This window comes from Ruegeria sp. AB9 (genome assembly GCF_056542585.1).
Genome location: NZ_JBQGAA010000006.1, coordinates 86,162 through 101,465, shown reverse-complemented (window position 1 = coordinate 101,465; position 15,304 = coordinate 86,162). Strand labels below are relative to the sequence as shown.

At 56.5% G+C, this 15,304-nt stretch carries 15 protein-coding genes; 6 read left to right on the top strand and 9 right to left on the bottom strand.

Translation table 11 applies throughout. The annotated features are described in order from the left end of the window. Positions 1–56 precede the first annotated feature (56 nt). The 4 genes from ACR0K5_RS14410 to ACR0K5_RS14395 are packed head-to-tail and all read left to right on the top strand — an operon-like array spanning position 57 to position 5,114. Positions 57–1,307 (top strand): sarcosine oxidase subunit beta family protein, encoded by a 1,251-nt coding sequence (locus tag ACR0K5_RS14410; protein WP_480630342.1) that lies wholly within the window; start codon positions 57–59, stop codon positions 1,305–1,307. 12 nt (positions 1,308–1,319) lie between these two features. Next, complete coding sequence (locus ACR0K5_RS14405) at positions 1,320–1,607, top strand: sarcosine oxidase subunit delta (RefSeq protein ID WP_480630341.1); 288 nt, start codon at positions 1,320–1,322, stop codon at positions 1,605–1,607. Further along, the gene (locus ACR0K5_RS14400; RefSeq protein WP_480630340.1) at positions 1,604–4,558 is read left to right on the top strand and encodes a sarcosine oxidase subunit alpha family protein; all 2,955 of its coding nucleotides are present in this window, start codon (positions 1,604–1,606) and stop codon (positions 4,556–4,558) included. Before ACR0K5_RS14405 ends, ACR0K5_RS14400 begins: the two co-directional genes overlap by 4 nt. Beyond that, positions 4,551–5,114 (top strand): sarcosine oxidase subunit gamma, encoded by a 564-nt coding sequence (locus ACR0K5_RS14395; RefSeq protein ID WP_480630339.1) that lies wholly within the window; start codon positions 4,551–4,553, stop codon positions 5,112–5,114. Before ACR0K5_RS14400 ends, ACR0K5_RS14395 begins: the two co-directional genes overlap by 8 nt. Here ACR0K5_RS14395 and ACR0K5_RS14390 read toward each other — a convergent pair. From ACR0K5_RS14390 to ACR0K5_RS14370, 5 genes are all read right to left on the bottom strand, one after another. Next, positions 5,073–6,104, bottom strand: coding sequence for a GlxA family transcriptional regulator (locus tag ACR0K5_RS14390; RefSeq protein WP_480630338.1), 1,032 nt, complete (start codon positions 6,102–6,104; stop codon positions 5,073–5,075). The two genes, ACR0K5_RS14395 and ACR0K5_RS14390, sit on opposite strands and share 42 nt — an antisense overlap. Before the next feature lie 45 nt (positions 6,105–6,149). After that, a complete protein-coding gene (locus tag ACR0K5_RS14385; protein WP_480630337.1) occupies positions 6,150–6,389 on the bottom strand; it encodes a hypothetical protein in 240 nt (79 codons plus the stop codon). A 34-nt stretch (positions 6,390–6,423) separates the two neighbouring features. Further along, the gene (locus tag ACR0K5_RS14380; protein WP_480630336.1) at positions 6,424–6,693 is read right to left on the bottom strand and encodes a hypothetical protein; all 270 of its coding nucleotides are present in this window, start codon (positions 6,691–6,693) and stop codon (positions 6,424–6,426) included. Then, positions 6,690–7,847, bottom strand: a complete 1,158-nt coding sequence (locus ACR0K5_RS14375) for an aromatic ring-hydroxylating oxygenase subunit alpha (RefSeq protein WP_480630335.1) — start codon at positions 7,845–7,847, stop codon at positions 6,690–6,692. Before ACR0K5_RS14375 ends, ACR0K5_RS14380 begins: the two co-directional genes overlap by 4 nt. Before the next feature lie 104 nt (positions 7,848–7,951). Further along, entirely contained in the window at positions 7,952–8,857 is a 906-nt protein-coding gene (locus ACR0K5_RS14370; RefSeq protein WP_480630334.1) for a LysR substrate-binding domain-containing protein, read from the bottom strand. 140 nt (positions 8,858–8,997) lie between these two features. Here ACR0K5_RS14370 and ACR0K5_RS14365 point away from each other — a divergent pair, with 140 nt between their 5' ends. Both ACR0K5_RS14365 and ACR0K5_RS14360 read left to right on the top strand, forming a co-directional pair. Then, the gene (locus ACR0K5_RS14365; protein ID WP_480630333.1) at positions 8,998–9,942 is read left to right on the top strand and encodes a PDR/VanB family oxidoreductase; all 945 of its coding nucleotides are present in this window, start codon (positions 8,998–9,000) and stop codon (positions 9,940–9,942) included. Positions 9,943–10,368: 426 nt separating this feature from the next. After that, complete coding sequence (locus ACR0K5_RS14360) at positions 10,369–12,195, top strand: BCCT family transporter (RefSeq protein ID WP_480630332.1); 1,827 nt, start codon at positions 10,369–10,371, stop codon at positions 12,193–12,195. 115 nt (positions 12,196–12,310) lie between these two features. Here ACR0K5_RS14360 and pqqE read toward each other — a convergent pair whose 3' ends face one another. From pqqE to pqqB, 4 genes are read right to left on the bottom strand one after another with little or no spacing between them, the layout of a single operon-like run. Beyond that, positions 12,311–13,390, bottom strand: a complete 1,080-nt coding sequence (gene pqqE / locus ACR0K5_RS14355) for a pyrroloquinoline quinone biosynthesis protein PqqE (RefSeq protein WP_480630331.1) — start codon at positions 13,388–13,390, stop codon at positions 12,311–12,313. Next, positions 13,387–13,674 (bottom strand): pyrroloquinoline quinone biosynthesis peptide chaperone PqqD, encoded by a 288-nt coding sequence (gene pqqD, locus ACR0K5_RS14350; protein ID WP_480630330.1) that lies wholly within the window; start codon positions 13,672–13,674, stop codon positions 13,387–13,389. The genes pqqE and pqqD overlap by 4 nt, the downstream gene beginning before the upstream one ends. Then, positions 13,671–14,399 carry a pyrroloquinoline-quinone synthase PqqC gene (gene pqqC, locus ACR0K5_RS14345; protein WP_480630329.1) on the bottom strand — a complete coding sequence of 243 codons (729 nt, stop codon included), beginning with the start codon at positions 14,397–14,399 and terminating at the stop codon, positions 13,671–13,673. Before pqqC ends, pqqD begins: the two co-directional genes overlap by 4 nt. Beyond that, the gene (gene pqqB, locus ACR0K5_RS14340) at positions 14,396–15,283 is read right to left on the bottom strand and encodes a pyrroloquinoline quinone biosynthesis protein PqqB (RefSeq protein ID WP_480630328.1); all 888 of its coding nucleotides are present in this window, start codon (positions 15,281–15,283) and stop codon (positions 14,396–14,398) included. The genes pqqC and pqqB overlap by 4 nt, the downstream gene beginning before the upstream one ends. Positions 15,284–15,304: the final 21 nt, after the last annotated feature.

The window sequence follows — 15,304 nt, the reverse complement described above, 5'->3', positions numbered from 1 at the left end:
GACCTTCCAGGTGCCTCAAGATGCATCGACGCACAAAGGGTTAAGGACACATCCATATGCGGTATTCGGCACTCGCGATTATGCGGCAGGTTCTGAACGGGCACAGGGGCTGGAAGCCCGCGTGGCGCGATCCCGAGCCGCAATCGAGCTATGATTTTGTTGTGATCGGCGGTGGAGGCCACGGTCTGGCGACGGCATACTATCTTGCCAAGGAACACAAGGCCGCAAGGGTGGCCGTTCTGGAAAAAGGCTGGATCGGTGGTGGCAATGTCGGTCGTAACACGACGATTATCCGCGCCAATTACCTGCTGGACGGCAACCAGCCTTTTTATGAGCTGTCGCTGAAGCTGTGGGAGAACCTGGAACAGGATCTGAACTACAATGCGATGGTTAGCCAGCGAAGCATTCTGAACCTCTGCCACACGGATGCGCAGCGAGATGCGTATCGCCGCCGTGGCAACGCGATGATGTTCACTGGCTCGGGGGCGGAATTACTGGATACCGAAGGCGTTCGCGCGATGTATCCGTTCCTCAACTTTGACGATGCGCGCTTTCCGATCAAAGGCGGGCTGTTGCACCGACGGGGTGGCACGGCGCGACATGACGGCGTTGCTTGGGGCTATGCCCGTGCGGCCGATCAGCGGGGCGTCGACATCATTCAGAATTGCGAAGTCACAGGCTTCCACATCGAAAACGGCAAGGTTCTGGGTGTTGAAACCACGCGAGGCTACATCGGCGCCAAGAAGGTGGGCGTTGCGGTTGCCGGTTCTTCCGGTCGTGTGATGGCCCAGGCAGGGATGCGCCTGCCTATTGAAAGCCACGTGCTGCAGGCCTTTGTGTCAGAAGGGTTGAAACCTGTACTGGACGGCGTGATCACATATGGTGCCGGGCACTTCTATGTCAGCCAGTCGGACAAGGGCGGTCTGGTCTTTGGCGGCGATATCGATGGCTACAACACTTATGCACAACGCGGCAACCTGCCGGTGGTCGAGGATGTGGCCGAAGGCGGCATGTCTCTGATGCCGATGATTGGTCGCGCGCGCCTGCTGCGGATGTGGGGCGGGGTGATGGATATGTCGATGGACGGCTCACCCTTTATCGATCACACCGGCATTGACGGCCTCTATTTCAACGGCGGCTGGTGCTATGGCGGCTTCAAGGCAACGCCCGCCTCGGGCTTTTGTTTTGCGCATCTGATGGCGACTGAGCGACCGCATGAGGTTGCAACCGCCTATCGCCTGGACCGGTTCAAAACAGGGCGGATGATTGATGAAAAAGGCGTGGGCGCACAGCCCAACCTGCACTGAGGAGGCCCTGACATGATCATAAATCACCCACTGCTTGGCCCGCGTGATGCATCCGAATTCACCTATCTCGGCGATGCGAGCCTGATCAACCGGCCCAACTGGCAATCCGACACGGCTCAGGATGAGTTTCACGACTATCTTTACCTGCGTGACAACCCCGCTGGCACCCATCGCGAGCTGTGGTTTCACGAGCAAGGCGACCGCTCGTGGTTGGTCGTAACGCGTAACACGTTGACCCACGAAATTCTGGCAACGGAACTGGCGCGGGATGTTGCCCGCAAGACGGGACGGGGAAAATGACCCAGAACAATCGTTTGAAAGGCGGGCTGATTGACCGCTCTAAAAAGCTCTGCTTTACCTTCGATGGCAAATCCTATGAAGGTTATCAGGGCGACACGTTGGCCTCGGCGCTGCTGGCCAACGACGTACGGTTGGTGGGACGTTCATTCAAATACCACCGACCGCGCGGCGTACTGGCCTCGGGATCGGAAGAACCCAACGCGCTGGTCGAGTTGCGCACTGGCAACCGGCAGGAGCCGAACACACGCGCAACCACGATCGAATTGTTCGATGGGCTCGAAGCGACGTCGCAGAACCGCTGGCCTTCGCTGGCCTTCGATGCGCTGTCAATCAATGATCGGTTTTCACCGTTTCTGACGGCCGGTTTCTACTACAAGACCTTCATGTGGCCCAAGGCATTCTGGGAAAAGCTCTATGAGCCGATGATCCGCAAGGCCGCCGGTCTGGGCAGCCTGACGCAGGAAGCTGATCCCGACATCTACGACAAAGGCTATCTGCATTGCGACGTGCTGGTAATTGGTGCAGGTCCTTCGGGACTGATCGCAGCGCTGACAGCCGCACGTTCCGGCGCGCGAGTTATTCTGGCCGATGAAGACAGTCAGATGGGTGGTCGCCTGCTGTCGGACTGTGACCGGTTCGAGGGTGTATCGAACGCTGAATGGGTTGCGCAGACTTTGGGTGAGCTGGCGTCGATGAACAATGTGCGCCTGCTGACGCGCACCACTGTATTCGGGGCGTATGATCACGGCATCCACGGTGCGCTCGAACGGGTTTCGGATCACCTGGCGGTGCCGGAAGCAGGCAAACCGCGTCAGATCCTGTGGCGCATTTACTCGAAACACTCGGTGCTGTGTGCCGGCGCCACTGAACGCCCGATCGCCTTCGAAAACAACGACCGCCCGGGCATCATGATGGCGGGCGCGATGCGGGCCTACGCGAACCGCTGGGCTGTGACGCCAGGCAAACGCGTTGCATTCTTTACCAACAACGATGAAGGCCACCGCGCTGCGCAGGATCTGATCAAAGCCGGGGTAAAAGTTGTTGCTGTGATCGACCCGCGCAGTGATGCGCCACGTATTGCCGAGTGCGAATTGCTGGCAGGCGCCCAAGTCACCGACGCGCAGGGCCGTTTGGGTCTGAAATCGATCACCGTGCAGTTAGCCGATGGTCAGACCCGACCGATTGAGGTCAGCGGTCTGGGCGTTTCGGGTGGATGGAACCCGAATGTCCAACTGACATGCCATCAGCGCGGTCGCCCGCAATGGTTCGAACCGCTTGCAGCCTTTATTCCGCCGGCAGAGATGCCAACAGGAATGGTCGCTGCCGGTGCTGCCGCTGGCAATCTGACCAGTTTTGGGGCTATCGCCTCGGGCACCAACGCAGCGCTTGCGGCGCTTGACAGTTTGGGGATCAAGGCTTGCCCGATCGACCTACCAAAAGGTGAGGATGATGAGATCCGCATCACGCCGTTCTGGCATGTGCCCGGCAAAGGTCGCGCCTGGCTGGACTTTCAGAATGACGTGACTGTCAAAGACGTCAAACTGGCCGAGCAGGAAGGCTTCCGCAGCGTCGAGCACCTGAAACGCTATACCACGCTGGGCATGGCGACAGATCAGGGCAAAACCGCGAATGTCGGCGCGCTGGCCGTGATGGCCGAGATCACCGGCAAGAGCATTCCCGAAACCGGCACAACCATCTTCCGGCCACCTTACACGCCGGTGGCGATGGGAGCCTGGGCCGGGCGTTCGGTCGGAAAAGAGTTCAAACCCACGCGGCTGACCCCCAGCCACCAATGGGCCGAAGAACAGGGCGCTGTGTTTGTCGAGGTCGGCCAGTGGCTGCGCGCCCAATGGTATCCGCAAGCCGGTGAGACCCATTGGCGTCATTCGGTAGACCGTGAAGTTCTGGCGGTCCGCAGCGGTGTCGGCATCTGCGATGTGACCACGCTGGGCAAGATCGATGTACAAGGTGCGGATGCGGCAGAGTTCCTAAACAAGATCTATTGCAACGGCTTTTCCAAACTGCCGGTCGGCAAAACTCGCTATGGCCTGATGTTGCGCGAAGACGGTATTGCCATGGACGACGGTACTGCCGCGCGTCTGGCCGAGGATCACTTTGTGGTCACCACCACAACAGCCAACGCGGTGGGTGTCTATCGCCACATGGAGTTTGTGCATCAGTGCCTGTTCCCGGATATGGATGTGCAGATGATCTCGACCACCGACGCCTGGGCGCAATTTGCCATAGCGGGACCAAAGTCGCGCGAGCTGCTGCAAAAGGTCGTGGACGACGGCTTTGACATCAGCAACGAGGGTTACCCCTTCATGGCGTGTGGAGAGGTGACCATTGCGGGTGGAATCCCGGCGCGGCTGTTCCGTATATCGTTCTCGGGCGAATTGGCTTATGAACTGGCCGTTCCTACCCGCTACGGTGACGCGCTGATCCGGCATCTGATGGAGGTTGGGGAACCAATGGGAATAACTCCATATGGCACCGAAGCGCTTGGCGTGCTGCGTATTGAAAAGGGGCATGCTACCGGCAATGAACTGAACGGCACCACCAGCGCCCACAATCTGGGCATGGGGCGCATGGTGTCAACCAAGAAGGACAGTATCGGTGCGACCCTCAGTGCGCGTGAGGCTCTTTCGGATCCGGACGGTCTGGCGCTGGTTGGTATCCAGCCGGCCAGTGACGCCGATACCGTGCTGGCTGGCAGCCACGTGTTTGACGAAGGTGCACAGCACCTGCCGGAAAACGATCTGGGCTATGTCACCTCAGCAGCCTATTCGCCCCACTTGTCAAGCAGCATTGGCCTGGCCTTTGTGAAACGTGGGGTGCAGCGATTGGGCGAAACTGTGCAGATTGTCAGCCCGGTAGATGACTCCAACATCAAAGCGACGCTTGTCAGCGCGCATTTCGTTGACCCGGAAGGAGAACGGCTCCGTGCGTGATTTTGTTGCCAAGACCGCCATTGGCGGCACTGAACCCAAGCAGGACGTGGTCGGTACACTGACCTTTCAGGAACGTGAAGATGTAGCTTTGGCATCCGTCTCAGCCCGCCTGGGGCAGGAAGAGGCTGTGAAGACCAAGCTTCAATCCCTGTGTGGAATTGCAGTCCCTGAAGCGGGGCACTCGGAAAAGAGCGAAACCAGCAGCCTGCATTGGCTGGGTCCGGATCAATACCTCTGCGAAGAAGCCTATGCCGGCCCACTGGAGCTGGCCCGGAGGATGGCGAGTGAACTGGCTGGCATTGCGTCCGTCACCGATCAATCGGACGTGTTCACACGCATCGATGTGACCGGGCAGGGTGGCATCGACCTGCTGCAACGCCTGACAGTTCTGGATGTCGAGCAGATGCAGGCCGGAGCTTTTAACCGCACTGCAATCCATCATGTGGGATGCCTGTTGCGCTGTAATGAGGCGGGTACGGATTTCTCGGTCTACGCGCCCCGCAGCTATGCGATTTCAGTTCACCACGCGCTGACCGAGGTGGCCAAGGCCCTGTGAAGGGTGTTGACCAAAGGACAAAGCCGCATGTCTTGCGCCGCGGCTTCGTTCCTTGCGCTCTTGCGTGGGCGGCAGGCCAAATTCGCGCCGATAGTTACTTGAGAATGAACTGGCGCTGTCATAACCAACTGACAGCGCAATTTCCTGCAATGACTGGTCGGTATAAAGCAGCTTCTGCCGCGCCGCATCCAGCCGCAGCCTGCGATAGTACCCTCCGGGGCTGATCCCGGTTTCCTTTTTGAAATGCCGTTCCAGCTGCCGCATGGACATCCCGACAAGTTTCGAGACCTGCTCAATCGAGACCTTGTTTTCGATATTGTTTGCGAACAGCTCGATCGCCCGCCGAACCGGGCGCGGTAGACCATTGCGTGTCTGATCTTTGCTATAGCCCGGCAAAACCTGCAATGTATCCGCATCGCGCAGGGTCGCGTATTGGAACCAGCAGGCTGTTTCGACGGCAACCGCATCAGACACCTGATCCGATATCACACCCAGCATGAATTCAAAAACCGCCGAAGTCCCCGCAAAAGACATTCGGTTGCGGTCAACGGTGTACAGCGTATCGCAGAGGGTAACTTTGTCGAATTGCTCTTTCAAAGCAGCGGTGTAGCAGAAATGTGCGCTACAGCTGTAGCCATCGAAGAACTTCTCTTCCGCCAGCGCGAATAGTGAGCCGCTGACCGACCCGATCCGCGTACCATGGGACAGAAGGCGCCGAAGGGCGCCGCCCGACGCCTTGCGATCCCTGAACCGGGCAGAGGCCCCGGCAAAGACCAACAGCACATCTGTCTCATTCACTTCGGACAATGCCTTGTCAGGATTGATGCTGAGGCGTGAGCTGGACATGACCGGTAGCCCATCTTCCGATACGACGGTCCAGCCAAGACCATTCCTGCGGCTGATCTCATTGGCGACGCGCAGCGGGTCGATGGCCATGGACAGGGCAGCAACCGGGAAATCTTCAAGGCATAGAAAGGTAAAATGGGTCATGCTTTGTCTCTTTGCCCGAGCGATAACCCAGTTACACTGATTTCATCAGAACGCCAAACGGTGGGCACGACCGCGTTCATACAGTTTGCGGTTCAACTCATCTGCTTCGGGCGCACCATGTTCCAATGCGAACACGAACGCGTGCGTCAGATAGAAACAGGACGCGTCGTGATCCTGACGTTGCTCAGCATGGTCGGCCGCCTCGTGGTACAGTCGGATCAGCGCGGGTACATCGTGATCCGCATGGGCCTGCAGCAGTTGCTTATCGAGTTCTTGCAGATTCACCTTCGGCCTTTCAATGAAATCGCGATATTTTTGGTCACCACGTAATTGTACAGTGTTGCCAGCATTTTTTTGCGCCCGAATCCGGATTCCCGACACCACCAGCGAACCAATCATTGATAAACACCTGATCCGGCCGCAGTTTGCGCGCGACCCTGTGCGCCCACGCCAGATCATGTGCATAGATACCCGCAACGTGTTCCAGATTGCCCGGATCCTCGACAGCGATGGCCGCGCCTTTGTCGCCGTCAACCCACGATCCGGCCAGAAAGTTTCTGGCCAGACCGTCCTTGAGAAAGTTGCTCATGCCTCAGCACGGGCCTTTTCGATCTGCGTGGCCACCCAGTGGTGGAAGCAGTGCGTTGGGCCATCCATCGCAGGCGAGAAACGGCCACCGTCGAATTTGACGCCGTGGCGGCCTTTCTGCATACCCTCAACAACAAACACATCCTCTTCGAACACGGTTTTCCAAAGTTGCGCGTTCTTGGCGCGCAGCGCTTCGTGTTCGGGCGCGTCTTCTGGTTTCTTGGCGTAGTACAACTCAATCCGCTCATTCGACCGTTCATGGGTGATCGGATCGATGATGAAGGCAAAGCCGTGGTCTCGCTGAACGCCCAGCAAAGTATTCGGGTACACAACGATGTACTCCGCGCCTTCGTTCCACTTATCGCTCAGGTTCTGGAAGTCATCCAGTCTTTCGCCGTCCTGGCCTTCGAACTGGCGATAGACGTATGTGCCCTGACCAGAATACTTGCCCAGTTCATTGATGTTGTAGTGATCTTCCAGACGGGAATAGCTGTTCAGACCCGGGTGAACCCAAGGCAGGTGATAGCTTTCGCAAAAGTTCTCGACTGCCAGTTTCCAGTTTGAATCCAGCTCCAGCCGGACAGACGCGCCCGCACCGCCGTGATGCATCGGCTGTTCGAAATCCTTCCAGCGTTCCATCAATTCGCCATGGACCTCTTCGAACTCCGGGGCGTTACCATCCACATTGACGAAGATAACGTCGCGCCAGACATATGAGCGGATGCGGACCAGGCCCAATTCCGAGAAATCCAGATCTTCATGCGTGTTCCGTCCGGGACCGCCGACATGCGGCGCAGTGCGCAGCTCGCCATTCAGGCCGTAACACCAGCTGTGATAGGGACACCGGATTGCGCCGCGGATTTTCTGCGGTTTGTCAACCAAGATCATTCCGCGATGGCGACAGGTGTTCTGGAAAACGCCAATCTGACCGTCGCGGTCACGGACCATCAGAAGCGGCATGCCAAGGAAGTCGATCGGATAGGCGTCGCCCGCTTCGGGAATGTCCTTGCCAAAACCGATGCCGGACCAGTTCGTAAACAGTACTGCATCCCGCTCCTCGGCGAAGACTGCAGGATCGATGTAATGCTCGTTTGGAAGACCCTTGGCGGTGTTTACCGGGGTCAGAACAGACGAAAGCGGTGAATGCTTGTTCATCGGTTGCTCCTAAGTAATTTGGAATGCGTTTGACGTTGCTTTCCATTGGCTGGTTGAGCCAGCATCATTCAATATCAAAAAACCTAATGGCCAATTGAGGCAAGCTAAACCGAGCCCTCGGACAATTCTTCCAGCAGCCAGTTCTTCAACGCAAGGGCACCTTCTGTCAGTTGGTCGTCCGGGCGCCCGACGAGATAAAAATTGTTCGGGGCAGGTATGCTGAAGTCTTCCAACGCAACAAGTTTTCCCGAGGTCAGCATGGGCTGAATCAAGCGTTTCCACCCCAAGGCCAATCCTGCCCCTTTTCGGGCCACCTGCAATGCCAAAGCATAGCTGTTCACGCGCGACTCCACTGGCACAATTCCCGAGTATCCAAGATCGTGAAACCAGGATGGCCATGTGGTCCAGGTGTTGTCCTGCGTTGCAAGGTGGATCAGGCGTCGCTTGACCAGGTCTTCAATGCCGGCGCCTTTCAGTTCCACAGCCATCTCGGGGCTGCACACCGGCGTCAGGACGTCACGGTACAGCTTGGTATGGTCAAGCTGCGAGTTCACGTCACGACCGTAGCGGATGAAAAAGTCGATATCCGGTCTGTCTGTGAACGCCTTGTCCTGCGCCATCTGGTTCACTTTCACGTGCGGATGGTCCTGCCAGAACCGGATAACCGACGGAGAAAGCCACAATGCGGCGACAGCGGTAGTAGACCCAACCGTCACCTGATTCTCAGAATCACCACTGCGAATCTTTTCCAACACTTTTGATATCTGCAGGAATGACGAGCCCAGTGCTTCAAACAGATCCTGGCCATCCTCGGTCAGTTCCACCCCCCTATGCTTTCGGACAAACAGCGCCGCGCCCAGTTCACCTTCCAGCGCCTTTATCTGGTGGCTGACAGCACCGGGCGTAACAGACAGTTCACCCGCAGCTTCTTTGAAACTGCGGTGCCGCGCAGCGGCTTCAAAGGCCGACAATGTTGTGAGCGGAGGAAGATTATAATGGCGTCGTGACATGGCTGCTGCGTTGCTTGTGGAACAGAGGTGAGTTCTATTCATCCGAATGTGAGAAATTTTGCAATTGAAATCTATCTTTTTTCCTGCTGTTTGCCATCAAGTGCAGGATGGACGTCGATCGAGAACGAACAGGACATGTGATGGATACTCAAGTTGCCCGCCTTGTGCGTAAAACACAGCTGAGCCCGGACACGTCCGATTTTTGCTTTGAAACCGCTAACGGCCGCTTCACAAACCTCGAACCCGGCGCACATGTGGATATCCATCTGGCCGATGATCTGGTGCGTCAGTATTCACTGTGGAGCTGGAGCCAGGACGGTCGCTTGATCAACGTCGCCGTAAAACGTGAAGATGAGGGGCGCGGTGGTTCATTGGCCATGCACGCATTGCAGGATGGGGCGACCGTCAAAATCGGTGGGCCGCGTAACCATTTCAAACTCGAGAGTCACGATCGGCACGTTACACTGATTGCAGGCGGCATTGGGGCGACACCATTGGTTGCAATGGCGCGGGAACTGTTGAACCGAGGGCAGGATTTCCGGGTTTATTACCTTGTACGGTCAAGAGAATATGCTGCGATGGACGCACAGTTCCGGACACTTGGACTGGATGAATGGTATCATTTGCATTGCGACGACACTGACGGTCAGTTTGAACTGGCGTCGGTCATGCAATCGATGCCTATGGGTGCGGATGTGTATACCTGCGGACCTGAACAGATGTTGAATGCTGTTCTGGAAGCCGGAGCATCGTTGCGCGGCGGAGCCATTCATTTTGAACGATTTGCAGCCGCAACAGATATCGAGCGCGCTCCAAACGCCGATTTTCAGATAGAAATCCAGTCAACCGGTGCGATCTACCCGGTCGGCAAGGAAGAAACCATTCTCGAAGTTTTGCAGGCAAACAGTGTGCAGGTTGATTTCGGCTGCTCCGAGGGGCTGTGCGGGTCTTGCATCGTTGACGTCGTGTCTGGTGAGGTTGATCACCGCGACGGAATACTTACTCCGCAAGAACAGGAAACCCACGAATTCCTGTGTACCTGCGTATCGCGGGCCAAGTCCGGGAAACTGGTCTTAAAGCTGTAGGCAGAGCCATGAACACCGCAATTCACAGTTTCACACTGTTCCCGCTAACATCGCAAACGAGTGAATTCGATGGTCGTTTCATGCGATTGAAGTGTCGGATTCTCAAGTGAGGACATTTCACCCTTGATATAGGTTTTGCCGAGTTGGAAGCGTAGTCACCGCTAAAGGTGCTGCGATCAAGTTCAACGACATGCCGACTTACCACGAGGACTGGTGATGTTGGCAGGCAGTAAATAATTGGGAGGAAATCTGCAGTAAGTAACGCAATGGGAGCACGCGTTTTTACTGCAAGCCCACAATTGGGCTGACCACAATTCTTCATAAGTTTGTACATCGCGCATGATTGTCCACGCCGTGCAGCGCGATGTGTTCCAGCACTGTTTTCTAAAGAACAAAAAACGGCACACTCAAGGAGGAACGCGCAATATGTCGATACCCGAACCTTTTACGGACGTTGAAATAGAAACGGCGGATTCCGGTTTCTATGAAAACTACAGCGTCCCAATTGCCCTGATCAGTAAGGCCATCATGGTCGGGCTGGTCCTCTGGGCCCTGGTTTTCCCTGCAAATGCGAACAGCACGCTGGGTAGCCTGAACGGCCAGTTGCTTGAAATCTTCAACAGCTTCTACGTTATCATTGTCGGGATATTTTTCTTTTTCCTTGCCATTGTTGCGATCATTCCCGCCACAGGCCGCCGGATCATGGGAACACCTGGGGAAAAGCCTGAGTTTTCGAACTTCTCTTGGTTTTCCATGATGTTTGGTGCTGGTCTGGGTGTGGGCCTGATGGTCTTCGCCACGGCAGAGCCGCTGGGCCTTTGGGGGTCGAACCCTGTGGTTTTGTCGGGTGACGTTGCAGGAAACGATCCTGAATCTGTTCAATCCGCTTACCGTTTCACTTTCCTGCACTATGGCTTTCACGCCTGGGCGATTTACGTGGTAACCGGTTTGTCGCTGGCCTACTACGCTTATACGCGTGATATGCCTCTGACGATCCGCTCGGCGCTGACACCTCTGTTTGGTCGTTTCGTCAACGGCTTCTTCGGTCACGTGGTCGACGTTCTGGGTGTTGTTGCAACGATCCTCGGCGTGTCCGTAACTATCGGCTATGGCGTCAGTCAGTTCATCGACGGTCTCTATGCCATCACCGGCATACAGTGGATCATGGATCTAGGTGGCGAGGTTCCGACCCCGAGCAAGGTTGGTCTGATATCGGGCCTGATCGTGATCATGGGCCTGTCGATCATTTCGGCGGTGTCCGGTGTGGGGCGTGGTGTTAAGTACCTGTCAAACCTGAATCTGGTGCTTTCGATCATCTTGCTGGGCACTTTCGTGGTCTTCGGTTCGTTTGTATTTGCCATGACCACCTATGGCACTGCGATGGTCGATTACATCCTGCACTTCCTGTCGCTCAGCTTTAACGCCTATGGTCCGCTGTCGGCCGAAGGCTTTGCCGCAGCTCTGCCCGCCGAGGCGCAAGCACACGCGGCGGATCTGATGGGTGGCGCGACCAATGCCTGGGGCAGCTTTGACGGCTTCAAAGGTGGTCTGGAAGGCGCGGCAGCCGAGCTGGACGAAGCGACTCTGGCCGCGGCTTATGCAGCGGGTGAGCAGGGACGTCAGTTTAGCTGGCAGGCAGGCTGGACCACCTTCTACTGGGCCTGGTGGATCGCGTTCTCGCCCTTCGTGGGGCTGTTCCTGGCGCGTATCTCCAAGGGTCGTACCGTTCGCGAGTTCATTCTGGGCTGCGTGTTCGCACCGGCGCTGGTCTGCTTTGCATGGATGACCGTATTGGGCGGCACTGCGATTGATCTGGAACTGGCAGGCGCTGCCGAAGGCGCGATCATCGGCGCATCGAACACCAACAAACTGTTCGTGACGCTGTCCTATATGATCGACGGTGGCTTGCTGTCTATGCTGAATGTCATGTGCGTAGTCCTGATCATGACCTTCCTGGTCACTTCTGCTGACTCCGGCATTCTGGTGATGAACACCATTATGTCCGGTGGCAGCCAGGAAACCGGCATCAAGCACCGCATCATCTGGGGCGTAATCCTGACGGCAGTGATCGGTGCGCTGATCCTGGCAGCAGGCGAAAACAACCCAATGGACGCGCTGCGCAATGCCATGATCATCGGTGCGCTTCCGTTCACCATGGTAATGGGTCTGATGTGTGTTTCGCTGGCCAAGGCACTGTTCCGCGACAGTCAGCGAGACAAGCACGCCTCCAGCAGCACACAGGCAGCTGAGTAAGGCAGAAGCTCAAGAAAAAACCGGTCAGGCCGTCCAACTTGGGCGGCCTGCTCCTTTATTAGCCAGTACGGCATCGAGCGCAGATATCCGCAAATCAACTGGGGATCAAAAGGTGCTAGAACGAGCGATATACAAGGTTTGGCTCCTTGCCGAACTGCCGTTCATCGAGAATTTTTAACACGTCTTGGTGCTTTGGTGACTTTTTGCAGATCGGGTCGGTGACAGCGGCATCGCCTGCAAGGGCCAGCGCCTGACAACGACATCCGCCAAAGTCGATTTCCTTTCGATCGCAACTTTGGCAGGGTTCCGGCAACCAATCGATTCCCCGGTAGGCATTGAACGCAGGGCTATTCCGCCAGATGTCCAGCAGTGACTTGTCACGCACATTTTCGAATGACAGGTGGGGAATCGTCTGTGCTGCATGGCATGGTAATACCGTGCCGCTAGGCGTTACGTTCAGTCCTGACGATCCCCAACCACCCATGCAGGCCTTTGGATAGTCGGCATAATAGTCGGGTGGAACAAAATCGAAGGCCAGCACACCCTGCAAACGCTGCGCGGCCTCGGCAACAGTTTGTTTGACCGCCATTGTTTGCTCACGCGTCGGCAGCAGAGCCGTGCGGTTCGACATGGCCCAGCCATGAAACTGTACACATGCGACTTCAAGTCTGCGGGCACCTAACTCGACTGCCATTTCAATCGTGCGATCCAAGTCGTCCAGGTTCTGCCGATGCATCACCGCGTTTAATGTCAGTGGGATTCCCCTTGCACTGATCTCTTTCGCAATAACCATCTTGCGATCAAAACCGCCGCGATAGCCCCCGATTCTGTCGGCCAGCACGGCATTTGTGCCTTGAAGTGACAACTGAACGTGATCCAGCCCCACGGCTTCAAGTCGATCCAATCGCTTGGGGGTCAACCCGATGCCCGAGGTGATCAGATTGGTATAGAGCCCAATCCGTGCAGCAGCTTCTGTCAGATCTTCCAGATCCCGTCGGGACGCAGGCTCACCACCAGACAGGTGAAGCTGCAGCACGCCCATTGAATGTGCCTGCTGGAAAACGTCTGTCCAAGCTTCAGTGCCTAACTCCGTTTCTTTCTGTTCCAACTTGACCGGATTGCTGCAATAGGGGCAGCTGAGTGGGCACCGATGTGTCAGTTCAGCCAGCATGGCGATCGGGGCAGGGATGTTCATGTCTGTACCATCAGGTAGAGCCGACTGCGCAGGGTTTGCAGAAACTGTTGAACGTCTTGCGATATCACGTCGACCGGGGCGTTGTAGGTGTTTGCTAGATCTGCGACGATCTGATTAAAACGGGCTGCGCCATCGACCCGTGACAGGATAGCAGCACCAATGTCATCCAGTTCGATCACCTTTTCAGGCGCCATCAGGACCATTCGGCCGCGCACCTCATCCTTCTGCATGCGCACACCACGCGGCAGATAGGGGCGATCTTCGTTTTGCAGTTCCAGCGTCATTTCATACCTTCCCCCGGCGTCCATGCGCCCGGCGGGATATGCCCGGGTTCGACATATGCCGCCCACAATGCGTCCAGCTGTGCCCACAAGACGTTGGTTTTAAAAATCAAAGCCTCGCAGGCCATGTCTTCTTTTTCTGGGGTATCGGCATGATCCAGAACCCAGTTCAGACCAAAAGCCACATCCTTTGGGGCTTCGGTCAGGCGTTTGCGGAAATAGGACAGACTGTCGGGATTGGCGAAGTCGTAATGAGCCAACAGCCCTTCAATCCGTTGTTCATGTATCTTTGGGGCAAACAGCTCTGTCAGGGATGAAGCGACCGCCTGCAGCAAAGGCTTTTCGCGCACGTAATGCACATATGCATCCACAGCGAATTGCGTGGCGGGCAATACACCTTGGCCCGAGGCGACATAGTCAGGGTCCAGCCCTACGGCCTCAGCCAGTTTTAGCCATCGCCGGATGCCTCCGCCATCATCTACACCACCGTCATGGTCTTCGATGCGCGACCGCCATTCGCGGCGGATGTCGGGATCGGTGCATCTTGACATGAAGGCGGCGTCTTTCATCGGGATCGCTGCCTGATAAGCCCATCGGTTGATCACCCAGGCCCGCACCTGGTCAGCCGTACACTGACCGCTGTGCAATTTGTGATGAAACGGGTGCTTGTCGTGATAACGTTCCTCGCCAATCTGGCGCAGGCGGGATTCGAGAGTTTCCCGGCTCATATCGTGATCTCCTGCCCGTCATAGGCGATGGTCCAACCGGCATTTTCCGCAAAGGCGCGCTCCGGCCCGTCCGGTTGCAGCATCGGATTGGTGTTGTTGATATGGATAAAGGTTTTCGCTGCATGAATGCCTTGCAGCTGCGCAATTGAACCCTCGGGCCCACTGACCGAGATATGACCCATCCGTTGGCCCGTTTTTACGCCGGTTCCAGTGCGGATCATCTCATCATCTTCCCATAGTGTGCCATCGAAAAACAGCTGATCCGCATCTGCAACCTGATCCAGCAAATCTGACGTTACCTGTGCGCAACCGGGAATGTAATAAGCAACCTTGTCGCCGGTCGTCAGACGCACACCTACGGTCTGTTCCCCGATCATATCTGTCTGAACCGTGTCACCTTCCATGAACAAAGGCACTTTTCCGGGAACCGCGAACAATCGTGCCTTTAAGCCTTTTTGCAAGGTAAAATCCCGACCGAGGGCGATATACTGACGATCCACCTTCTCACGATTTACCGCGTCGAAAATCCGGTTTTCCGACAGAACGTCGTGAATATCTTTGGTCGCAAACAGCCTGAACGGAGTTTGCTCTCGCAGGCTCAGCAGGCCGGCGATATGGTCGATATCACCATTGGTCAGAAGAACCGATGCAACAGGCGTGTCACGAAGTGCGCGGGGATGCAATTGGCGATTGTCCAGCATCTGCTGCCGGATATCGGGTGAGGTGTTCAGGATACTCCAGCGTTCACCATCAGGGGAGACTGCCAATGAAGACTGGCCGGACGGTGGAATGTTTCCTTTGCGAGCATCCACACAGTTCCGACAGCCGCAGTTCCACTGCGGCAGCCCACCACCTGCGGAAGCCCCAAGAACCAAAAAACGCACTTTGGGCCTCCGCTCAATTCA